5 protein-coding genes are annotated in these 26657 nt (G+C 29.0%); all 5 read left to right on the top strand.

Annotation, left to right across the window (positions count from 1 at the left end; all coding sequences use genetic code 11):
- Positions 1-40: 40 nt before the first annotated feature.
- A complete protein-coding gene (locus H518_RS0106110; protein ID WP_028888242.1) occupies positions 41-4975 on the top strand; it encodes an aminotransferase class III-fold pyridoxal phosphate-dependent enzyme in 4935 nt (1644 codons plus the stop codon).
- A 138-nt stretch (positions 4976-5113) separates the two neighbouring features.
- Positions 5114-17671 carry a non-ribosomal peptide synthetase gene (locus H518_RS0106115; RefSeq protein WP_028888243.1) on the top strand — a complete coding sequence of 4186 codons (12558 nt, stop codon included), beginning with the start codon at positions 5114-5116 and terminating at the stop codon, positions 17669-17671.
- 84 nt (positions 17672-17755) lie between these two features.
- Entirely contained in the window at positions 17756-19183 is a 1428-nt protein-coding gene (locus tag H518_RS19355; protein WP_051263683.1) for an aspartate aminotransferase family protein, read from the top strand.
- An 11-nt stretch (positions 19184-19194) separates the two neighbouring features.
- Positions 19195-20082 carry a cupin-like domain-containing protein gene (locus tag H518_RS0106125; RefSeq protein ID WP_028888244.1) on the top strand — a complete coding sequence of 296 codons (888 nt, stop codon included), beginning with the start codon at positions 19195-19197 and terminating at the stop codon, positions 20080-20082.
- Positions 20083-20150: 68 nt separating this feature from the next.
- A partial coding sequence (locus H518_RS0106130; RefSeq protein WP_028888245.1) for a non-ribosomal peptide synthetase occupies positions 20151-26657 on the top strand: 6507 nt, incomplete at its 3' end.

The raw sequence follows: 26657 nt of genomic DNA on the forward strand, positions 1-26657 counted from the left end.
GTAACACTACTTATTCGTTATTATTCAAACTATTTAAGAGATGAATTTAAAAGAAGAAGAACGGTTTAATAATTTAAATCCGTTGAAGAAAGCTTTATTTAAAATTGAAAAGTATAAAACGGAATTAACTCGTTTAAAAGCAGAAAGTAAAGCTGAAGATATTGCTATAATAGGAATGGCTTTAAATTTTCCTGAAGCAGCATCTCCTGAGCAATTTTGGAATAATATACTAGATAAAAAAGACGCTGTTTCTTCGTTTTCAAATGAAAGAAAAGAACAATTAGCTAGCTATTATCATCGAAAAGGAATTGCAATTGAAAATATGGATTTTCAAGAAGCTGCTTATTTAGATAATATAGATAGTTTTGATTATGATTTTTTTAAATTTGCTCCTTCCTCTGCTATAACAACTCACCCACTTCATCGCTTATACCTAAATACTTCATGGAGAGCATTAGAAAATGCAGGGTATTTACAATCATCTAATAAAGAAATAGGAGTGTATTTTGGATCTTCTGGAGATATTACATATTCTCAATATTTAGATATTGTTGAAGAATCAGACAATACAATAACTGCTGCATCTTTAACTGGGAATACAAATTCAGTTGCTTCTAGCAGATTATCTTATTTTATGGACCTAAGAGGTCCAGCAGTTACAATAGATACGGCATGTTCATCATCTTTAGTTGCGGTACATCAGGCATGTAATTCATTATTAAATGGAGATTCTAAAATAGCTATAGCTGGTGGTGGAAAAATTCATTTATTACCTGAAAAAGGAAAATATAATGTAGGTTTTGAATCTCCAACAAATAGAACAAAACCTTTTGATATTAATTCTGATGGAGCTGGTATTGGTGAAGGAGTTGCTGCTATAGTCTTAAAAAAACTTAGTGATGCTGTTAAAGATAATGATAACATTTATGCAGTTATAAAAGGAACGGCAATTAATCAAGATGGAACATCTTCAGGTGTTGTAGCTCCAAACCCAAAAGCACAAACAGCAGTAATAAAAGAAGCTGCTAAAAAAGCAAATATAAATTTAGAGACTTTAAGTTATATAGAGACTCATGGAACTGGAACACAATTAGGTGACCCAATAGAATTTCAAGGATTGAGTGATGCTTTTAAAGAAAGTACACAAAAGCAATTTTGTGCATTAGGTTCTGTAAAAAGTAATATTGGCCATTTATTTGAAGCTGCGGGAATAGCAGGTTTAATAAAAAGTGTACTAGCATTACAAAATAAAGTAATTCCACCTTCAATTAATCATACAAAAGCAAATAGTAATATTGATTTTGAAAACTCTCCTTTTTATTTCAATACAGAAAAGAGAGAATGGAAAACTGATAGTATAAGAAGATGTGGTGTTAGTTCTTTTGGAATAAGTGGAACTAATGCTCATGTTATTTTAGAAGAATATCAAGAACCAGAAAAAACTGAAGAACCAGAAGAAGAATTAGCCTTATTTACCTTAAGTGCTCATAATAAAGAGACATTAGATTTTTTAATTAGTGATTATAAAAAATGGGTATCTAAATATAGATTTAGAGAAAATTTAAGTGATACTTGTTATTCAATAAACAAAAAAAATGGTGTTTATAATTGGCGTTTTAGCGTTTTGGTTAGTTCTATTAATGAGCTAAAAGAAGCATTAAGAAATCCAGAAAACTATATAACAACAACTGACTTTTTATATAAAAATCATAAAGATCTTATTCCAGAAAATAAAGAAGCCATTCTTAAAGATTATAAAAAAGGAGCTATTATTTCTTGGAAAGATTATTATAAAGATAAAAGGTATAAAAATATAGCATTACCAATATATCCTTTAAAACAAACTTCTTGTTGGCCAAAATTCGAAAAAAAGATAACTGTAAAAACAGGTATAAAAAAAGAAGAAATTGGTATAGAAGAAACCCATGAAAATCTAAATTATTTTAAAGTTTATGAGCAACTTTCTACAATGATTTTTGCTGATACTGGTATTCGATTATCCCAAGAAATGAAGGATGAGAATTTGTTTGATTTAGGAATAGATTCAATTATCATCTTACAGTTTATTCAAACTATTAAAAGGCAATATAGGGTTGTACTTGAAATGGGGCAGTTTTATGAAACAGTAGGTACGTTAGAAAAACTAACTAATTATATTGTTACAAACGGTATTGTAAAAGGGAAGAAATCTACAAACAAAAAACAAGGAAGTACCTATGCAAAAGCAGAAAATGTAGATTACTTTGTTCCGTATAAGGAAATTGTAAAAAATACATCAAAATCTTTAACCGATAAACAATCTGAACATTTAGATGTGTTAACAGATAAAATTGTTACACAAACTAAAAAAACAAAAGATATAACGCAAGAGTACAGAACTGTATTAGCAAATAATAGAAATGTTGCAGGTTTTAAACCCGAAACCAAAGAAATAACATATCAAATAATTGCTAAAAAATCAAAAGGTTCAAAAATTATTGATCTTAATAATAATGAGTATGTAGATTTAACAATGGGGTTTGGCGTAAACATTTTAGGTTACAATCCAGATTTTATTGAAAAAGCTTTACAAGAAGAATTAAAAAAAGGATATGCAGTTGGCCCGATGAATGAAATGGCAGGAAAAGTGGCTGCATTAATTAGTGAGCTCACAGGAAACGAAAGAATAGCATTTTACAATTCTGGGTCAGAAGCAGTAATGGTTGCATTAAGATTAGCTAGAGCAACAACAGGAAAATCTAAATACGTAATCTTTAAAGAATCATATCACGGAACTTTTGATGGTATTTTAGCTTTAAGTAATCCTTTAGATTTAGATAATTCAATACCACTTGCTCCTGGAGTTACAGATAACTTTATAAACAATACAATTGTTTTAGAATACGGAAGCAAAGCTTCTTTAGAATATATTAGGGAAAATGCGGATGAACTTGCTGCAGTTTTAATTGAACCAGTACAAAGTAGACGACCAGATTTACAACCAACAGAATTTATACAAGAAGTTAGAAAAATTACAAAAAGTAGTGGAACTGCATTAATATTTGATGAAGTAATAACGGGTTTTCGAATTGCATTAGGAGGCGCAAAAAAATGGTTTGATGTTGAACCAGATTTATGTACTTATGGAAAAGTTGTTGGAGGTGGAATGCCTGTAGGTGTTGTTGCTGGGAATGCTCAATTTATGGATGCCGTTGATGGTGGAACTTGGCAATTTGGAGATGATTCTTTTCCTAACAAACCAACTACTTTTGTTGCCGGAACATTTAATCAACACCCATTAACAATGAGAGCTTCCTATGAAGTGTTATCTCATTTAAAAGAGCAAGGAAATCAATTACAGGAAAACCTGAATAAAAAAACGACCAATTTAGTTAAAAGGATTAATACTTATTTTAAATCGGTAGGAGCCACCGCAAAAGTGGTAAACTTTGGCTCTTTATTTCGTTTTAATTTTAAAGGAGGTTGGGATTTGTTTTACCAACATTTATTAGCCAATAAAGTTTATGTTTGGGAAGGAAGAAACTGTTTTCTTTCTACAGCGCATACAGATGAGGATATTGAATTTATTTATCAGGCAATTGTTAAAGCAACAGATGCAACTATGCAATCTGGTTGGGTAAAATTAGAAGAAACAAAAGAAAGAACAACTATTATTCCTTTTTCAGAAGAACAAGAACAACTATACGCTTTAAGCACAGTAAGTGAAGAAGCGATGAGTTCTTTTAATGAAAATCAAATTGTTGATTTAAAAGGTGATTTAGATATAGATAGTCTAAAAAATGCTTTTATAAAAGTAGTTAATAGGCATGAAGCTTTAAGAACTAGTAAAATTAATAATTTAGGATTCCATATATCTAAAACAATAAGTCCAAAGATTAATGTACTGGATGCTAATCAAATAGATGGAATTGAAAATATAGCTGATTTTGATACTTTTTTAGGCAAACAAGGATCTAACTCTTTTAGTTTGGAAGAAGGACCATTTATAAGAATGCTAATTATTAAAGTTTCAGACAAGCATTATAAAGTTTTATTAACCTCTCATCACTTAATTGCAGATGGATATTCAATAGAATTAATATGGAATGAGTTATCTAAAGCATATTCTAGTGAGCTTAAAGGAAAGTTGTTGGGTTTATTACCAGCAGCAAAACTAAGTAGTTTTAATAAGTGGTTAGAAAAACCAACAGAGGAAATAATAAATGCTAATAAGTTTTGGAAAAATGAATTTTCCAAAAAGTATCCTAAAATTACATTACCAAGTAATAATATTGGTATTGCAAGTAGTAGCAGAAAAGGAAGTCTTACAAGTAAAATTATAGATAAAGAATTACAACAGGCATTACTAACATTTGCTAAAGAAACAAAATCAACAATTTTTAATACTTTATTTACAGTATATACAATTTTACTTCAGCGTTTATCAGGTCAAAATGAATTTGTTGTAGGAGTTCCTTCTGCTGGTCAATTATTAGTTGGTGAAAAATATTTAGTTGGTCAATGTGTAAAAATGTTACCGTTATACATAACTATAAACGAAGAAGAGTCTATAGAAAATTACCTCAAAAAAATAAGATTACTCATTGCAAACGCTGTAAAGTATCAATATTGTTCTTTTAATAAACTAATTCAAGAGCATGCAATGCTATCATCTCCTAAAATTACAACTGAAATGGATATGAATAGTGTTAAAAATAATTTGAATTTTGAAGGTTTAGAAACAACATTTTTATTTCCAGAAGTAGATTATGTAAAGTACGATTTAAGTATAAGCATTATAGAAATGAACGATACGATTTCTTTAGATTTTTATTACAATACACAATTATTTGATGAAGAAACTATTGAAAACTGGGGAGAAAACTATATAACCCTTCTTAAAAACATTCTTAAAAACACTAGTGTAAATTTATCTGAAATAACTATAGAATCTAAAGAAGAAGAGAATGCTTTTTCTGGGTGGAATAACCTATAATTATTTTAAAAAGACATTAAAATATCCTTTTTAAGATTTCTATTAAATACAAGAAATCAATTCCATATTACAAAAAAACAAAAAATTATCTTTTAAATAAGTAAAAGATAAACACAATCAATTTCAATTGACGCAAAGATGAATCAAGAGCAAACCTTTCTTTTTAACCTTTCCTTTTTAAATCAGAAAGTATCTGAAAACATTGCTATCAATTACCAAAATGAATCTATAACTTATGGTAGTTTATGGTCAAAAGTTTCTGAAACAAGCCTTAAACTTAATAAACTTAACGGTCGTTTAGTTTTAGTTGATTTTCAAAATCCAATAGAACATATAATATATTTTCTAGCTGTTATTGAAGCTGGAGGAAATGTATTAGTATGTAAAACTAAAGAACTTTTTGAAGAAGATTTTGGATTAGAAAAATTAAGTGATGAAAATATATTTCTTTTTACAGATAATACACAACTTCTTTCTTTAGAAAATAAAAACGTTATAACCAGATTATATATAAATGCAATTGAAAATGGTAAAGATGATATTTATAATAAAGGAGGAATAATTATAGCTAGTACACAAGAAGCTTATTATTTAAATTTAGAAACAATTCAAAGCCATATAGAAAGCGTTACAACTTCTTTTGGGTTAAGGGATACTGAAAATGTTTTCGCATATGAGAAAGATTTAAGAATAGATGTTTTAGAATTATTATTACCTGTTATTAATAGTAATGCTACCTTAAATATTATTAATAAAACGATTAAAGAGTTTTCAGACACTTCTGGTATTCTTAAAATAAATAAAGAAAAATTAAATGAAGAAATAGATTTACTAAAAATCAAAAGTTATGATTTCTCAACTATTATTCTTTCTTCACATTTACGAATTACAGAGTCTACTGTTTACCAATTACAAAATGTTTTCAATTTTAAAGAATTAATAGTTACGTATCAGTTAGAAAACATAATGCTTTCTGTGATTCAATCTAATATTACGGAAAAACTTACAAAAAGTAACATTGAAAGTATAGCATATACTAAACCGTTTGGTAAATCTAACGTACAAATATTAGATAAGAAAAAACGTATTCCTGCTATTAAAGTTCCAGGTACTTTATGGTTTGAAAGTAAATGTATCTCAAACCCTATAGGTCAAAATAAATTGGTAGAGGTTTTTAATATTGGAAGTGCAAATAGAACTTTAAGAGCCTTAGACTACAGAGCTAGTTTTGAAGGGGATAAAAGTATAGTTTTACTTAATAACGCTAAAAGAGAAATTAATATAACCAGCAAATTAATTGCATTAGATATAACTGAAGAGTACTTAAATAATCATCCATCAATAAAGGAATCTTATTTAATTCATAAAAAAACCAAAGATCAAATAGTTGCATTTGTTGTATTTAAAGAAAATGAAATAACTGACCCATCAACATTAAGAAACTGGCTTAAAAAGTTTGTAAATTCAAAAAACTTACCATCTGTCATATCTGTCCTTGTTGAATTACCTAAAAATGTTTTTAATGAAATTGATTACACTGCTTTGAATCAATTACATATTGATTTTTCAAAAAAAGTGAATTTAACTTCAAATCAGCAACAGCTTATAACTATTTGGGAAGAAATTTTAGAAGTAAAAGGTATTGAGTTAGAAGATAACTTTTTTGAGTTAGGTGGTCATTCTTTATTAGCGACCCGATTGGTTTCAATGATTCGAACAAAAATGGACATAGAAATTCCAATTACTACTATTTTCTTATATCCAACAGTTGTTTTATTATCAGACGAGTTATCATCGAACCTTAATAAAATTGTATTACCTCAAATTATAATACAAGATAAACCAACAACTATTCCTCTTTCATTTAGTCAGCAAAGATTATGGTTTCTAGATAAATTTCAAGGTACACAAGACTATCATATTTCTGGTGGTCTAAAATTAAAAGGAGAAGTTGATTTTACTCTAGTTGAAACTACCTTAAAAATAATTATAGAACGTCATGAAATTTTAAGAACAGTTATTAATGAAAAAGACGGTATTGGGTATCAAAAAACATTAGCTACTAAAACATGGGAATTATCTAAAAATAATACTCAAGAAGGCATTTCTGATCAAGAATTAATAAGTAATTACGCTGAGAAATCTTTTGATTTAGCTAAAGATTACATGTTTAGAGCCTGTTTAAATGATTTAGGAGAAAATACTTACTTATTAGTTTGTGTATTTCATCATATTGCTAGTGATGGATGGTCTATTCAAGTATTTATTGAAGAATTTGTAAAAATATATACAGGTTTACAGGAAACAAAAGAAACTACATTAGCTCAATTACCTATACAATATGCAGATTATGCTATTTGGCAAAAAACACATATTAAAGGGCAATTATTAGATGATCAATTAACTTACTGGAAAGAGAAATTAGCAAATGTTACTCCACTTTCTTTAATAACAGATGTTGAAAGGAGTAAAATTCAAGGAACTGAAGGTGCTTCATTAGAAGTTTTTATAAATCCAGCGTTAGTAAATAAATTAAGAATACTTTCTTCAAGTAACGGTTGTTCTTTATATATGGTTTTATTAGCCGGGTTTAAAATATTACTTCACAAATACTCAAGACAAGAAGATATTTGTGTAGGAACTCCTATCTCAGGTAGAACACAGCAAAATTTAGAAGGATTAATAGGTTTCTTCGTAAATACGTTGGCTATGAGAAGTAATGTGAACTCAACAATGAGTTTTGAAGATTTTTTACAGCGAGTAAGAAGTACGGCTTTAGAAGCGTATAAAAATCAAGATGCTCCTTTTGAAAAGGTAATCGAAGTTACAAGAACAAATAGAGATTTAAATAAAAACCCATTACTTCAAGTAATGTTTTCTCTTGAAAATACAGGTCAAATACAAGATTTAATAACAGGAGATTTTCAAGTTGATTTAATTAAGCCAACAAAACTTCACATGCAAAGTGACCTTCATTTTCTTTTAGAAGAAGATGTAAAACGAGGTATTGCTTTAGAAATTCAATATAGAGAGGAGTTATTTGATACAACAGCGATTAAAAAATTAGCGAGACATTATGAAGCGTTATTAGTTGCTATTTTAGAAAACCCTTATCAAAAGATAGGTAAACTAAAAATGTTGCAAAATGAAGAAGTTAATCAATTATTAAATACTTTTAATACAACAAAAATTGCCTTTAATAAAGAAGAAACGGTTCTTGATACTTTTACAAATCAAACAGCAAAAAACCCTAACAGTATTGCTTTAATTCATGGAGAAACAGCACTTACATATAAAGAGTTAGACATACAATCTAACCAAATAGCATATTTATTAAAAGAAAACGGAATACGAAAAAATGATTTAGTTCCAATTTGTATGGAGCGATCTATTTTAACAGTAGTAAGTATTTTTGGAATATTAAAAAGTGGAGCTGCATATATACCAATAGATCATACAAACCCAATAGATCGTATTGCATTTATAATTGACGATACCTCTGCTAAATTAGTTATAACAAGTTCAGATATTGAAAAAAAATTAAAAGAAGGTAGCACTGTTAATTATATTATTATTGATACACTCAAAGAGGATTTATTAAAAAAATCATCAAAAAAATTAGATATAACCATAACACAATCTGATTTAGCTTATATAATTTATACCTCAGGAACTACTGGTTTTCCTAAAGGTGCTATGATTGAACATAAAGCTTTAAATAGTTTTATTGAATTTACAAATCATACACATCCACTTTCTAAAGGAGAGCATATGGCTTTTAAAACTAATTATGGTTTTGATATGGCTATACCAGAAATTTTTGGTTGGATTAAAGGTTGTGCAAGCATGGTGATTATTTCAGATAATGAAGTAAAAGATCCTGCACAATTTTTAAAAATACTTTCAAAGCAAAAAGTAACACAACTAAACTTAGTACCCTCTTATTTACCAATTCTTTTAGATGAGGTTTATAAAACAAAGGAAACATTACCAGCTTTGCGTCATTTATTAGTTGGTGGAGAAGTTTTACCTGTGAAAACAGTGCAACGATACCAAGATTCTGGATTATCAGCTATTTTAGATAATATTTACGGACCAACAGAAGCTTCTGTTTTTAGTACTTATTATAGTGTTAATAACTTACCTAAAAATGCGCAGTTTGTTCCTATCGGAAAACCAACACCAAATGCTCAAGTTTATATTTTAGGAGATAATTTAGAATTACTTCCAACAGGTGTTGTTGGTGAATTATGTATTGGAGGTTTGGGGCTAGGAAGAGGTTATATAAATAGAGAGGAATTAACTTCCCAAAAATTTATTAGTAATCCTTATAAAGAAGGAGAGCGTTTGTATTTAACGGGTGATTTAGCTAAATGGTCTTCAGATGGTGTTGTAATTTATGCTGGTAGAAAAGACGATCAAGTTAAAATTCGTGGATACAGAATTGAATTAGGTGAAATTGAAACTGTTTTAAATAAATGCATAGATGTTAAACAATCTGTAGTTATAACAAAAACATTTAACGGTTCAGATAAACAATTGGTAGCTTATTTAATTACTGAAACACAAAAAAATATTGATACTGAAATTCTTAAAGAAAACTTATTAGCAAAGCTTCCTGAATACATGGTGCCTTCTTTTTTTGTTTTCATGAACAGTTTTCCTTTAAGTCAGAATGGGAAAATAGATAAGAAACAGTTACCTGATCCTGATAAATCATTATTACTTTCAAAAACATTTATTGCACCAAGAAATGAACAAGAAAATAAACTTGCTGAGATATGGAAGCAATTATTAAGTTTAGAAAAAATTGGAATTCATGATAACTTTTTTGAGCTTGGAGGTCATTCACTATTAGCGACACAAGTTGTTTCAAAGGTAAGAAAAGAATTAAATATTGAAATTTCAATAAGATCAATATTTATATATCCGACAATAGAATTATTGTCTGAGAAGGTTCTTTTAATTTCAAAAAAACCAACATTACCTGCTATTATTTCACAAGAAAAATCAACATTAATTCCATTGTCATATGGTCAACAAGGAATGTGGTTTTTAGATAAATTACAAGGTACAAGAGAGTATCATGTTTCTGGTGGGTTACGTTTAATAGGTACTGTAGATTTTAAAATTTTAGAAACTGCTTTAAAAACAATTATAAATCGTCATGAAGTTTTAAGAACAGTTATTAAAGAAAAAAATGGTATTGGTTATCAAGAAATAGTATCAATAGATAAATGGAAACTTTCTACTATTAAAATAGAAGAGAGCGATAATGAAAAAGAAGAAATATCAAAATTTCTAAATATTCCATTCGACCTTAGTAATGACTATATGTTTAGAGCTTGTCTATATAATTTAGGTAATGATAAAAATATTCTTGCCTGTGTATTTCATCATATAGCTAGTGATGGCTGGTCTTTACCTATTTTTATTAACGAGTTTACGGAGGTATATAAAACTTTAAAAAGGGATCAAGAAATAGCTTTACCAAAATTACCTTTACAATATTCAGATTTTGCTATATGGCAAAGAAATAACATTCAAGGAGCCTTTTTAGAAAATCAATTATCTTATTGGGAAAATAAATTAAATGGTGTAATCCCACTTTCATTACCTACAGATTTTGTTCGTCCATCTATACAAAGTACAAAAGGGGCTCACATTTATTTCGAATTAGATAAATCTTTAAAAGATAGTTTAAATGCAATATGTAAAGAACAAGAAGTTACACTGTTTATGTTGTTACTATCTGCTTTTAAAGTTCTGTTACATAAATACAGTGGACAAAATGATATTTGTATTGGAACGCCTATTGCTAATAGAAACCAGACAGATTTAGAAAAGATGATAGGGTATTTTGTAAATACACTAGCTTTAAGAAGTAATGTCGATCAAAGTTTAAGTTTTCAAGAGTTTTTACAACAAGTAAAAGAAACAACATTAGAGAGTTATGAATATCAACATGCTCCGTTTGATAAAATTGTTGAAAGGATCATAGGAAATAGAGATACAAGTATTACTCAGGTATTTCAGGTAATGTTTGATTTACGAAATATTGTTGAACTTAAAGAATTAACAATAGATGACTTAAAATTAACACCTTATGCATTTGAAGAAGACACTGCTCAGTTTGATTTAAATTTTTCAGCAGAAGAACATAAAGAAGGTATTTCTTTTGACATGGAATACTGTACCGATTTATTTGAAAGAGTTACGGTAGAAAGAATGTTAAATCATTTTGAAGAATTATTAAGAAGTATTAGTATAGATTATACACAAACGCTATCCTCACTTAAAATTTTAACGCCTAAAGAAAAACAACAATTATTATACAGTTTTAATGATACCGATGTAGCTTATCCTTTAGATTTAACGGTAATTGATTTATTTAAAAAACAAGTAGAGCAAACACCTAATAATATTGCGTTGTCTTTTCGAGGGGAAAAGATAACTTATAAAGAGTTAGATGAAAAATCAAATCAAATTGCTAATTATTTAATTGAACAAGGAGTAAAAGAAGATGATTTAATAGGTATTTGCTTAGAAAGATCATTCTCTTTAGTTGTTGGTGTTTTATCAATTTTAAAATCAGGAGGAGCATATGTACCAATTAAGCCTGATTACCCTGAATCTAGAATTAATCATATTCTTGAAGATATTGATTGTAGTATTTTATTAACGGATACTTTTAGTAAAAAAATACTTGATAAAATAAGCTTAAAAAATACGCAATTATTAGTCTTAAATTCAAAAAATCCAGATTTCAAAAACTATTCAACTATAGAAATAGAAAAAGTATATAACTCCAATTCTTTGGCGTATGTAATTTATACTTCAGGTAGTACAGGAAAACCTAAAGGAGCATTAATAGAACATAAGGGGTTATTGAATCACTTGTTATTAATGATAGATGAACTACAACTGAATAATGAAACTTCAATTGCATTTACAGCTCCGTTTACTTTTGATATCTCAGTATGGCAAATTTTAACAAGTTTATTAGTTGGAGGAAAAACAGCTATTTATAAAGAGCAAGATTTACTAGAAACCAATGCTTTCATTAATTCTTTAACTGAAGAGAAAGTAACTATTTTACAATTAGTACCATCTTATACATCTAGCTTGCTAGAAACTACTAGTTCTAAAAAGTTAGAGGAATTAAATTACTTGCTAGTGACTGGTGAAGCTGTTACAAAAGACATTTTAGACAGATGGTTTGAAGCCTATTCTAGCGTGCGAGTAGTAAATGCTTATGGACCAGCTGAAGCTTCAGATGATGTAAGTCTTCATATAATGAAAGTAGCACCTAAAGAAGGTTTAGTTCCTATAGGAAAACCTGTTGCTAATACAAAAATTTATATTGTTGATTCTTCTGGGAATCCATGTCCATTAGGTGTTACGGGAGAACTTTGGATTGGAGGAATTGGAGTTGGTCGTGGATATTTGAATTTAGAAAAATTAACAGAAACGAAGTTTACAAAAAATCCATTTACAGAAAATGGACGTATTTATAAAACTGGAGATTTAGGTCGTTGGTTATCTAACGGAACTATTGAATTTGTTGGAAGAGAAGACGATCAAGTTAAGGTTAGAGGACATCGTATTGAGCTTGGAGAAATTGAAAATATTTTATCAAGTATTCCTAAAGTTATTAGTTGTTGTGTACTGGTTAAAGAAGATGAAAAAGGTAATAAAAATTTAGTAGGATATACTGTAAGTGATAATTCATTAGATAATGAATTATTTCAAGAAGCATTAAAGTCTAAATTACCAGAATATATGGTGCCTAGATTATGGGTAAAACTAGAAGAAATGCCACTGACTCCTAACGGGAAAATAGACAAGAAAGCACTTCAAAAAATTAAACCTAATAGCCAACCTACTAAAAACTATGAAGTAGCACAAACAACAACAGAGAAACACTTAACAAAAATTTGGAAAGAATTATTAGGAGCAGAAAAGATAGGAATTAATGATAACTTTTTTGAATTAGGAGGCCATTCTTTACTAGCGACAAGATTAGTCTCAACTATTAGAAAAGAAATGAATGTTGAAATTCCTATACAGCTAATATTTACTCATCCAATAATTGCTCTATTATCTAAAGAATTACTACTAAATTCTGAAGAGGTAGTTATTTCACCTATTACTTTACAAGATAAACCTACTAAAATACCATTGTCATTTAGCCAAGAGCGCTTATGGTTTGTAGATCAATTACAAGGTAGTTTAGGGTATCATATGTCTGGAAGATTAGAATTGAATGGTAATGTTTCTATACCAATGATAGAAGAATCATTTAAAAAGCTGGTAGAGAGACATCAAACACTTAGGACTATAATTATTAAGTCAGAAGAAGGTTTGGGGTATCAAAAAACTATTTCATCTGATTATTGGAAATTAAATGTAAGTGAAAAAACCTCTCAGGAAGAAATAGAAAAAGATATTTTAATATTTTCTGATACTCCTTTTATTTTATCTGAAGATTATATGTTAAGAGCACGTATTTACAATACTGGAACCAATCAATACACTCTTACTATTTTAATTCACCATATAGCAAGTGACGGATGGTCTGAAGGTATTCTTATAAATGAATTGGTGAGTATTTATAATGCTTTACATAAAAACGAAGAAGTACAACTTCCTTTACTATCACTACAATATGCAGATTATGCTATATGGCAACGTCAGATATTAACTAACGAAGTTTTAAATGAACAATTAATGTATTGGGAAAATTCTTTAAAAGGAGTTTTACCATTAGCACTACCTAAAGATTATCCACGTCCTTCTGTGCAGGATATATCAGGGTCTTTTATTCGTTTTGAATTAAAAAAAGAATTGACTAAAAACTTGTCTTCTCTTTGTAAAGAAGAAGGTGTTACTTTATTTATGTTTTTATTATCTACATTTAAAGTACTTTTATTTAAATATAGTGGGCAAAAAGATATATGCGTAGGAACTCCAATAGCAAATAGAACTCAGTCTGATATAGAAGATATGGTAGGGTTCTTTGTAAATACTTTAGCATTACGAACAGATCTCAGTGGTAACCCTAGTTTTAAAGAATTATTAAATCGAGTAAAAGCAACTACTTTAGGTGGACAAGGTCATCAATTAACTCCTTTTGAAAAAGTAGTTGATAAAGTGGTTAAAATTCGTGATATGAGTATAAACCCTCTATTTCAAGTGTTATTTGTATTAGATAATACTCCTAGAGTTTCCGATTTTAGTCTTGATGATTTAGATGTTTCATTATTAGATAATGAAAATCCAAGTTCAAAATTTGATATAACATTAAGAGTTGAAGAAAATAAAGATGTAATTTCTTTTGATTTTGAGTATTGTACTGCTTTATTTAAAGAAGATACCATACATCAAATGGTACAACATTATCAAGAGTTGCTAAAAGAAGCTATAAAAAACGTTCACCAACCTATTGGAGCATTAAAAATGCTAACGACAAACGAAACAGCTAAAATTATTAATACTGTAAACGATACAGCTGTTTTTTTTGAAAAATCTAATCAAACTATTGATCAATTATTTTCTAATCAAGCAAAATTACATCCTAATGAAACATGCTTAGTTGATGAAAATCAAAGGTTATCATTGAAAGAAGTTGATGAATTATCTACAACACTTGCTTCACATATTTTAGATAATGGTGTTACAGATACTTTAATTGCTATTTACATGGAACCTTCTGTAGAAGTTATAATAGCCATGTTAGCTATTTTCAAATCAGGTTCCGCATATCTTCCAATAGATACTGAATTACCTTCAGAAAGAATTCAACATATAATAAAAGATAGTGGAGTAAAATGGATGATTTCTAATAGTAAGTATATAAACAATATACCATTTGAAGGCACGGCTATAAATGTAGAAAATAAATCTAGCTGGACATATAACAAACGTATAAGTAAGTCATTAAATAATCCAGGAAAGTTAGCTTATGTAATATATACATCAGGGTCTACAGGAAAACCTAAAGGAGTAAAAATATCTCAATTACAACTAGTTAATTATGTACAATGGTTTACGAAAACGTTAAACTATAGTAATAAAGATAATTCAATTTTATTATCATCTTTTGCTTTTGATTTGGGGCATAGCGCTATATTTCCAACAATAGCAAATGGGGGAACATTGCACTTATTAAAGAAAGAGCGATATTTAAATATTAATTATCTAAACACCTATTTAGCTGAAGAGAAAATAACTTTTATAAAAGGAACACCTACATTATTTTCATTAATTATTAACGATTCAAATTTCGATTTAGAATCGCTATCAGAATTAAATCATTTAATGTTGGGAGGTGAATCAATTATTTATAATGATTTAACTACTTTTTTTAATTATTATCCAAATAAGAAAGTAATTAACCACTATGGTCCTACAGAAGCAACTATTGGATGTATTATTAAACCTCTTTGTAAGGATAACTACCACGAAGTTAAAAATAACTCAATTATTGGACGTCCAATAAGTAATATGAAAACCTACATATTAGATGATTATTTTAATCCAGTTGCTCCAGGAGTTTTGGGTCAATTATATTTATCGGGACTAGGAGTTTCAAAAGGTTACTATAAACATCCTGAATTAAATGAAGGTAAGTTTATAAATAATCCTTTTGTAAAAGAAGAACGTATGTATGCTACTGGTGACTTAGCATCATGGTCTTCAGATAATGAAATTATATTTAAAGGAAGGTTAGATGATCAATTAAAAATTAGAGGTTATCGTGTAGAACTGGGAGAAATTGAGAATGTTTTATTGAACTATTCAAGTGTTTTAAATAGTTGTGTCTTAGCAAAAGAAGATAGCACAGAAAACAATCGTTTAATAGGTTATATTGTTATAGAAGGTTCTTTTGATAAAGAAAAACTAGAAGTATTCTTATCAAATTATTTACCAGACTATATGATACCTAGAATTTGGGTAGAATTAAAAGAAATGCCATTTACGAATAATGGTAAAGTAAATAAAAAAGAATTGCCTGAGCCTGATATTGGTTTATCAAGTGCTGAATATGCTGCTCCAAGAAATGAGTTAGAAGAGTTATTGGTAAGTATATGGCAACAACTATTAAATATAGAAAAAATAGGAGTTTCTGATAATTTCTTTGAATTAGGTGGTGATTCAATAACAGCAATTCAAGTATCTTCTTACTTATATAAAAAACAATATAAAGTAGAGATTAGAGATATTATGCGTTTCTCTACAATTAAAGAAGTTGTTCCTTTTATAAAACCCTTAAACCGTATAGCAGAACAAGGACTTATTTCTGGAAATGTAGCTTTAACACCTATTCAAAAAGCGTTTTTTGAGTTAGAAAAGAAAGAAACTAATTATTATAATCAATCGGTAATAATAAGTTCTCAAAATAGAATAGATACAAATATTTTAGAGGAAACACTTGCTGTAATTTTGCGTTGGCACGATGCTTTAAGAACAACTTATAAAATAGAAGATGGTTCTATAACTCAAACAACACAAGGAGATATAATACCTGTAAGTTTAAAAATTTATGATCTTCCAACTGTCACTAATATTGATGGTTTTAAGAAAGAAGCTATCGAAGTTCAATCTAATATTTCACTAGAGAATGGTCCTCTAATGCGAGCTGCTATTTTTAAAACTAAAGAAATCGATTATATTTTAATAGCAATACATCATTTAGTTATAGACGTTGTCTCTTGGCGAATATTTCTTGAAGATTTTTACAATACCCTCAAACAATTAAAATTAAATGAGAAAATAGTATTGCCTATTAAGACAGATTCATTTAAGCTTTGGTCTGAAGAAATAGAGCATTTTATAAAGTCACCTAAATTTGATCAAGAAAGGTTTTTTTGGAATAAAAGAATAACAGAGAGTACACACACACATATTTTATACGACTTTAATCAAAGTGATAAAGCACAAGTAAATAATCGTACTGATGTTACTATTACATTAGAACAAGAATACGTTAGTTTATTAGAAACAGAAGGACATAAAGCTTTTAATACTGAGATAAACGATATTTTATTAGCCGCTCTTAGTGAATCAGTTTACAGAGAATTTTCATTAGAAGAAACCGCTGTAATGTTAGAAAGTCACGGTAGAGCTGAATTAAATGAAGCTTTAAGTTTTAATAGAACAGTGGGCTGGTTTACTAGTGCATACCCAGTGTACTTACCATCAACATCAAAAAAGCCTTTAAATAGTGTAATTAAAGATATTAAAGAGCACTTACATCAAATACCTAATAATGGAATTGGTTTTGGTTTATTACGATACAAAGATGAAAGTGAAATAGCAAACGATATAAAAACAATACCACTACCTCAAATAATCTTTAATTACTTAGGGAATATTGATGGAATGGAGGAAAATGGTTCTTTTAAATTAGTTGATAATCATTTGAATATTGATGAATCATCAAAAAATGAAAGTAACTATCCAATAGAATTTTTAGGGTATATGAAAAACGGCGCTTTAGAATTTAGCTTAAGTTATCATACAACTCATTTTAAAGAACAAACAATAAAAAAGTGGTTAGAAACTTACAAAACCACATTAAAAGAAATAATAGATTTCTGTATAAACCAAGAACATACTGAAGCTACACCAAGTGATTACGATTACACAGATTTATCTTCGGATGATTTAGTTGAACTAAATGATCTTTTCTAAAAGAAAACACTACTAATCAAACAGTAACATTAATTTAAAATATCGATTAATTAATGTTTTATTAAAAAACTAAACTTTATAAAAATGATAGAAGCAACACATAAATTTTCACGATTTCATTTATCAGAATCTGCTAATATTGTAAGTGATAGTATACCTGGAGAACGATCTAAAGAATTATTAGAATTACAAAAAGAAATAGAAGGTTCTGTAGTATCTTATCCTAAAAGTATGCCTTTTGCAATAGAAAGAGCAAAAGGAGCAATTATTGAAGATGTAGACGGAAACCAATTTATAGATTTTTTTGCTGGCTGTGGTGTTGTAAATGTTGGTCATTGTAATGAAGAAGTTCTTTCATATGTTAAAGAACAACAAGAAAAGTTAATTCATGCTTTAGATTTTCCAACAGAAAATAAATTAGAAGCAATTCAAAAAATTTTAAAAAACCTTCCTAAAGCAGTACAAAACGATTATAAAGTGAGTTTTGGTGGGCCAACCGGATCTGATGCTGTTGAAGCAGCGATTAAACTTGCTAAAATAAAAACAGGGAGAGATGGTATTATAGCATTTTCTGGAAGTTATCATGGTATGACATCTGGAGCATTAGCCGTAACGGCTGATACAGATTTTCGTAAAGAACTAACATCTTTAATACCAAATGTACATTTTACTCCTTTTAGTTATCAATATAGATGTCCTTCAAATGATGATGATCAAGCGTGTAAAAACTATGCGATAGAACGTTTAAAGTTTTTATTAGAAAACAAACATTCTGGAATTACTAAACCTGCTGCAATTATTGTTGAATCTATTCAAGGAGAAGGAGGGAACATTCCTCCAGTAGCAGGGTTTTTAAACGAAGTTGTAGAAGTAGCCCATAGAAATGATGTATTGGTTATTTTTGATGAAATACAAAGTGGATTCTTTAGAACTGGAGAGTTTTTAGCTTGTATGAATTATGGGGTAATGCCAGATATTATTACACTATCTAAAGGCTTAGGAGGAATTGGTTTTCCTATATCAGCTTTAGTTTACAAGAAAGAAGTAGAAGCTTGGGGACCAGGAGCACATATAGGAACATTTAGAGCGAATCAAGTTAGTTTAGCTGCTGCAAATGGAGCATTTAATTTTATTGAAAAATATGATGTAAAGTCGCACACAAAAGAAATGGGTGCGTACTTAATGGATGGATTAATGACTATTGCAAAAAAAACGCCCTTTATTGGAGACATTAGAGGAAAAGGATTAATGATTGGTGTTGAATTTGTAAAAGATGTATTTACCAAAGAGCCTTATCCTGAATTTGTAAAAGAGCTTAGAAACAATTGTTTACAAAAAGGGTTGTTGTTTGAAGTTGGAGGGCATTACAATAATGTACTAAGATTGGTTCCTCCTTTAACAATTACACCAAAAATAATTGATGAAGCATTACTGATTATGCAAGAGGTTTTAGACATAACTATTCCTAAAGATTTACAAGAGAGAAACAAACAACTTCTTCAAACTATTTAGAAAGAAAATTTATGAATACTGTTACAGTTGTTGATACAATTTCTCGTGAAGATTTTTATCGAAATTTTGTTAAAAAAAATAAGCCATTGCTTATAAAAAATCAGACTAGAGAATGGGCAGCCAGAGAATTATGGACTACCGATTATTTTAAAAATGAAAAATGGAATTTAGAAATGATTGCCAAAAAAGGTGATGTTTCTAAAGGAAATAGAGAACAGGTTAAATTGGCAGATTATATAGATAACTTAATAGCATATGAAAAAGAAAAAGCAAAAGGGACAGGTAAGCAATTAGAAAAGCCTGCATATTTACATGATGTTCCTATTTTCAATTTACTACCAGATTTAACGAAAGATATAGAACCTTTTCCGTTAGAATTATTTCCAAAATGGTACTGGAAAAACTACCAGAATTATATTCAGTTTTTTATGGGAAGTTCAGATAGTGTAACTCCTTTGCATTTTGATACACTTTGCACGCATAATATGTTTTTTCAAATGGTTGGTGCTAAAAAATTTATTTTAATTGAAGCTAAACAAAAAGATTTATGCTACTTACAACGTTGGCGATGGTCTAAAATTGATGCATCAAATGTTGACTACAGTGAATTTCCAAATGCAGAAAAATTAAACATTCAAGAGGTAATTGTTAAAGGAGGCGATATTTTATACATGCCATCGGGAATGTTGCACCAAGTACATAGTTTAAGTTTTTCAATATCATTTAATATAGACTGGCATACAGCTAAAAGTGCTGCTTCTGGAATTTTATCAAAATTTAAAGGAGCTCCATGGAAAAACATGTACTATAATTGTTTGATTTTTATTGGGGTAGCTTTAAAGATACCTTCAAAATATATTTTTCCGTATTACAAATCATATTTAAACTACGTCAGTTAATCTGTCTACCTACTATTATACTACCTACAAATTAATTAAAACTAACTAAGCAACGCGCTCTTTTAATCATGAAAAAAGCACAAAATAATATAGAAAAGATTTATCCTTTAACCCCTATGCAAGAAGGGATGTTATTTCATACTATTAGAGATAAAAACTTAGAGGCATATTTCATTCAATTATCGTATTCAGTTTCGGGAAAAATAGATATAGAAATTTTTTCAGAAAGTATTGATGTTTTAAGTAAAAGGCACGATATATTTCGTACAGCTTTTGTTTATGAGTCAACTGAAAGACCTATTCAGGTTGTGCTTAGAAACAGAAAAATAGCATTAAATATTTTAGATAAAACAACATTACACCCTAGCGATTATAAAAATTTTATTGAAACCTTTAAAGATGCGGATGTTAAAAAAGGGTTTGATTTGGTAAAAGAACCTCTTGTACGACTTTCTATCATTAAAAAAGGAGATGATTCTTACGATTTTCTGTGGAGTTTTCACCATATTATTGTAGACGGTTGGTGTAATACAATCATAGTAGAAGAATTAAATGAAATCTATGCATCATTACTGCATAATAGAAAAATAGTACTCCCAGAACCTGTTTTATATAGTACGTATATTAAATGGCTTGAAGGTAAAGATACTGCAAGTACTACAAAATATTGGAATACATACTTAGAAGGTTATAATCATATTGCAGAAATACCTAAAATTACAAATACTACCACTAACGTTGACCTCCGAAATGCAGTTGAAAAGAGTATACTTAGTAAAAAAACAACAGCTAAGTTAGCTATTATTGCTAAAAGTAATACAGTTACATTAAACGATATATTTCAAACCTTTTGGGGACTAATATTAGCTAAATATAGCGGGTCAAATGACGTTGTTTATGGAAATGTAGTATCAGGAAGACCTCCTGAATTACATGGGATGGATAGATGTTTAGGGCTTTTTATGAATACTATTCCAGTACGGATTCATTTCAAAGAAGAAGAAGCATTATTAGATATCACAAAAAGAGTACATGACGATTTTTTAGAAGGGACTCCTTATCATTATAGTTCTTTAGTAGAAATTCAAAATGCTACACCGCTTAAATCAAATTTAATAAAGCATATTATCGCTTTTGAAAATTATCCTATTGCACAAGAAGATAAAGAAGATATATTATTTGAGATATCTAATGTAAATACTTTTGAACGTACAAATTATAACTTTGATCTCGATGTAGAATTAGGTGAAGAAATTGAAATATCTTTTTTCTACCATCCTGAAGTATATCATCCAGAATTGGTGAAAAAGATAAAAAATAGTTTTGAAACATTAATCCATCAATTTGCTGAAAATCCAAATGAAAAAGTTGAAAATATTAGTTTTATCTCTAAAGAAGATGAAAATGAATTGTTATATAATTTCAATAATGAAGCTGTAGATTTAAAGAATAACCAGCCAATAAATGTATTGTTTGAAGAAGAAGTACAAGAGAAACCTGAGTGTATAGCTATAACACATAATGATGTTGAATGGACTTATAAAAAACTAAATTCTAGAGCCAATCAAATAGCAAACACATTATTGAAAAATGGCTTAGAAAAAGGGAATTTTGTGGGGCTACACTTAGAAAGATCTCCAGAGTTAATTGCTGCTTTATTAGGAATATTTAAAGCAGGTGGAGTATATGTTCCAATGGACACACAAAACCCTGCTACTAGAACTTTAGAACTTCTTAAGGATGGAGAGTTAAAAGCTTTAATAAGTGAAAAAGAACATTTATTAGCATTAAAAGGAGCAGCTCTTTTTGATAATGAATTACAGCAAATAATTTGTTTAGATAATGATTTGTTCTCTAGTGATTTAGAATCTGTAGAGGCGAAAATCATAGTTAGTTCTGTACATGATATTGTTAAAAATGACAACAATAATCCTGAGAACGTTAATGAACAAAGTGATTGGGCTTATATGTTATATACTTCTGGTTCTACAGGGAAACCAAAAGGAGCAATTACAAGACATAACGGTGCTTTAAATCATATTTTGGCAGAATATAAGGCTCTTGATTTAAAAGATGGATTTTGTTTTTTACAAAGTGCAAGTATTGCTTCTGATATTTCTGTTTGGCAAATATTAGCGCCTTTATTAAAAGGAGGAAAGGTTTTAATCGCCGATAAAGACGATGTATTAGATTATCAAAAGACTCTTGACTTAATGAAAGAGCACAATGTTACTATTGCAGAATTTGTACCTTCATATTTAATAGGCTTTGTAGATCTTATTTTAGAACTAAACCCACAAGAAAATATATTGCCTTCATTAGAATGGATGATGATGGTAGGAGAAGAAATACCAGTTAAATTAGTAAATGATTGGTTAAAATTATTTCCTGAATGTAAGGTGTTAAATGGTTATGGTCCTTGTGAAGCTTCAGATGATATTACACAATTTGAAATTACAGAACCTTTGCCTTTAAACACACCTAAAGTGTCTATTGGTAAGCCAATTGATAACATGAATATTTTTGTGTTAGATGATAATGAAAAATTAGTGCCAATTGGTATTCCTGGTGAAATTTGTGTCTCTGGTATTGGTGTTGGTGCTGGTTATTTTAAAGATGCTGAAAAAACAGCAAAAAGCTTCAGGCCAAATCCATTCCCTAAAACTTTAGGGGATACAATGTATAAAACAGGAGATTTAGGAAGGTGGTTACCAAATGGGAATTTAGAGTTTTTAGGAAGAAAAGACAGGCAATTAAAAATTAGAGGGAATAGGGTTGAATTAGGAGAAATAGAAGCGCTTATAAGAGATAGTCAATTAATAGAAAATGTAGCTGTTGTAGCGCATAAAAAATCACCGTCTGACACTCCTTTAATTGCTTTTGTTATTCAAAAAAATAAAGAAGAAACAGAATTTGTAAATAAATATTTAGACAGAAATATTTTACAAGAAAGCAATTCAGATACGCTATACGCTACAAGAATAGCTAAAAAAGAAAGTGTTGAACTAGAAAAGTTATTGATAGAAAAATGTAGTAAAGGATTGCCAAGTTATATGCAACCTAATGAATATGTTTTTGTTGATAAAATACCTCAAAATTTAAGTGATAAAGTTGATGAAAAAAAATTATTGGCTATCTATAAAAAGCAAATTAATGGTCGTTCTAAAACATTAATTGATGTAGAAGAATGTAAAACATCAACAGAAAAAATAATAAAAACTATTTGGGGAAAAGTTCTTCAAAGAAAACCTATTGGGGCTTCTGATGATTTCTTTGAAAAAGGTGGTCATTCCTTATTAGCAATGCGAGTAAAATCAGCAATTCAAAAACAAATGAAAATACAACTAGACATTAAAGATCTATTTGTATATACAAAATTAAACGAACTTGCTGCTCATATTGATAAAGAACCTATTTCAGAAGAAGTAAACGAAATAACAATTCAAAAAAGACCAGAACGTATTCCGTTATCTTACGCACAAGAACGTTTGTGGTTTATAGACACATTAGAAGGAAGTACAGAATATAATGTAAGCTCTGTCTTACAATTAAAAGGAAACTTAAACAAAACACTTTTAGAATCTAGTTTAAGAGAAATAGTAAATAGACACGAAACACTTAGAAGTTTAATAAAGGAAGACAAAGATATTCCTTATTTAGATTTTTTATCATCAGAAAACTGGACTATAGATTTTAAAGATTCTATAGAAGATACTCGTTTAAATGAAGAGATAGAATTACTTACATCTAAACCATTTAATTTAGCAGAAGACTTTAAATTAAGAGCTCATATTATACAACAGGCTTCAAATGTAAACATGTTGGTTTTGGTGATGCATCATATCGCTTCTGATGGTTGGTCTGAAAGTATTTTAGTAGAAGAATTATTAGAATTATATGAGGCTGGAATCAATAATAAAACACCAAAATTACCTGAACTAAAGATTCAATATACAGATTATATACTTTGGCAACAAAAGAAAAAACATACGTTAGAAGATCAAACTAATTATTGGAAAAATCAATTAGCTGATGTAACTAAACTTAATTTTCCTACAGATTACACAAATGTAGTTAACCCAAGTAACGATGGAAATTCGGTACTAACAACTATAAATAAAAATTTACTTGACAAACTAAAGCTATTAAGTACAAATAACGGTAGTACTTTATACATCACTTTACTTTCTGCTTTTAAAATTCTTTTATATAAGTATACAGGTCAACAAGATATATGTGTTGGTACACCTGTTGCAGGGAGAACTAGTCAAGAAATAGAAAACTTAATTGGTTTTTTCATTAACATGTTAGTTATAAGAAGTGAAGTAAAACCAGAAATTAATTTCACAAAGTTTTTATCTGAAGTTAAAAACACATCACTTGACGCTTATACAAATCAAGAAATACCATTTGAAAAAGTTGTAGAAGCAACAGTTAAACAAAGAGATATTTCTGATAGAAACCCGTTATATCAAGTTTTATTTAACTTCCAAAACACACCTAGAGTTCAAGAGATATTATTAGGAGATTTAGAAGTAGATTTTATAGAACCAAGTACTTTAAAAGTAAAAGCAGATTTACACTTTATAGTTGCAGAACATCCAGGAAATGATGGTTTAATACTAGAAGTTGAATATCCAACAGATTCATACAAGAAATCAACAATTGAAAGATTGGTTTCACATTATATTCAACTACTTGATTCCGTAGTTGAAAACCCAATGTTGCCAATTAGTAGATTAGGTATTCTAGATACCGATGAAACCATTCAACTGCATTATGATTTTAATAAAACAGCTTTACGATATTCAAAAGAGAAATCAGTTATAGCAGTTTTTAAGGAACAAGTAATTAAAACTCCTAATAATATAGCTTTAGCTTTTGAGGGAGAAACAATGACATATGAAGATTTAGATAAAAAATCTAATAAGGTAGCAAGTTATATGCAAGCTACTAATATTACTGAGGGTTCTCATATAGGAATCTTATTTAATAGAGGATTTGAAATGATTATAAGTATCATTGGAATCTTAAAATCTGGAGCTACTTATGTACCATTAGATCCATCTTTACCTTTAAACAGGCTCTCTTTTATTATCGAAGATGCTGCTATTAATACGATTCTTTATAAAGAAGAAGCATTAAAAGCAATACTATCAATAAACGAAGATCAATTCATTCAAATAGATGAGCTATTAGCATCAAATTTTTCTTATAGACCAGTAACTAGAAATATTACGAGTACTGCATATATAATGTATACATCGGGTACTACAGGAACGCCTAAAGGAATCTTAATTACGGATGAAAATATTTTAACCTTAGTATATGATAAAGATGCCATTCAAATTCAATCTGATGATCGAGTTTTACAATGGTCTAATTATGCCTTTGATGGAGCTACTTATGAAATATTTGGAAGTTTATTATCTGGAGCTAGCCTATTTTTAATTCCTAATTCTTATGCTGCAAACATTGCTGATTTAGCAACTATTGTAAAAGGGGAAAAATTAACAGTAGCCTTTTTAACTACTGCATTATTCAACTCTTTTGTAGATTACGATTTATCTAGTTTAAATACTATTAGAATATTATTATTTGGAGGAGAACAGGTTTCTGTAAATCATGTAGAAAGAGCCTTTGAAGCTTTAGGAGCAGATGTACTAATTCATGTTTATGGACCTACAGAAACTACTACTTATGCAACGTATCATCCTATAAAAAATATACCTAAACAAGCACATACTATTCCTATCGGAAAACCCCTTTCTAATACACAATTATATGTATTAGATACAGAACAGCAACTTGTACCTATTGGTGTTGCTGGAGAACTTTATATTGGAGGATCTGGAGTTGCTAAAGGATATTTAAATAGAGCAGATTTAACAACAGAACATTTTATAAAAAGTCCTTTTAAGGTTGAAGACAGACTTTACAGAACTGGAGATTTAGTTCGTTGGTCAGAAGAAGGAAACATTGAATTTATAGGTAGAACAGACAATCAAGTTAAAATTAACGGATACCGTATTGAATTAGGCGAAATAGAAACTGTACTCTTTGAAGATGCTTCTGTTTTGACTTGTTGCATTTTAGTAAAACAAGATGCTAACGCAAACAAACGATTAGTATGTTATATTGTAGGGGACCTTAATTTTGAAAAAGAAAAAACACAAAATTTTTTACAAGAAAAATTACCAAACTATATGGTGCCTAGCATTTGGGTAGTGCTAGATCAAATGCCTTTAAACAGTAATGGTAAAATAGATAGAAAAGCTTTACCTGAACCAGATATGAGTCTTTTATCAAGTTCTGAATATGTTGAGCCAACCAATGCTGTTGAAGAGAAATTAGTTAGTATATGGCAAGAACTATTAAGTATTGATAAAATAGGAATACATGATAACTTTTTTGAAATTGGAGGACACTCTATTTTAGCTACCCGTGTTATTTCGATGATTAGAAAAGAATTAGCAATAGAAGTACCTGTTAAATTAATGTTTACCCAACCTACTATTGCTAGATTTGCATCTCAACTAAGCAATTTTTCTAAAAACACGTTACTTCCTGAAATA

It is taken from the genome of Tenacibaculum ovolyticum DSM 18103, assembly GCF_000430545.1.
Taxonomy (GTDB): Bacteria; Bacteroidota; Bacteroidia; order Flavobacteriales; family Flavobacteriaceae; genus Polaribacter; species Polaribacter ovolyticus.

What these genes read in the sequence shown, in the direction of transcription:
- H518_RS0106110 (WP_028888242.1), top strand. Translation starts at nt 41, where the DNA reads ATGAATTTAAAAGAAGAAGAACGGTTTAATAATTTAAATCCGTTGAAG.
- H518_RS0106115 (WP_028888243.1), top strand. Translation starts at nt 5,114, where the DNA reads ATGAATCAAGAGCAAACCTTTCTTTTTAACCTTTCCTTTTTAAATCAG.
- H518_RS19355 (WP_051263683.1), top strand. Translation starts at nt 17,756, where the DNA reads ATGATAGAAGCAACACATAAATTTTCACGATTTCATTTATCAGAATCT.
- H518_RS0106125 (WP_028888244.1), top strand. Translation starts at nt 19,195, where the DNA reads ATGAATACTGTTACAGTTGTTGATACAATTTCTCGTGAAGATTTTTAT.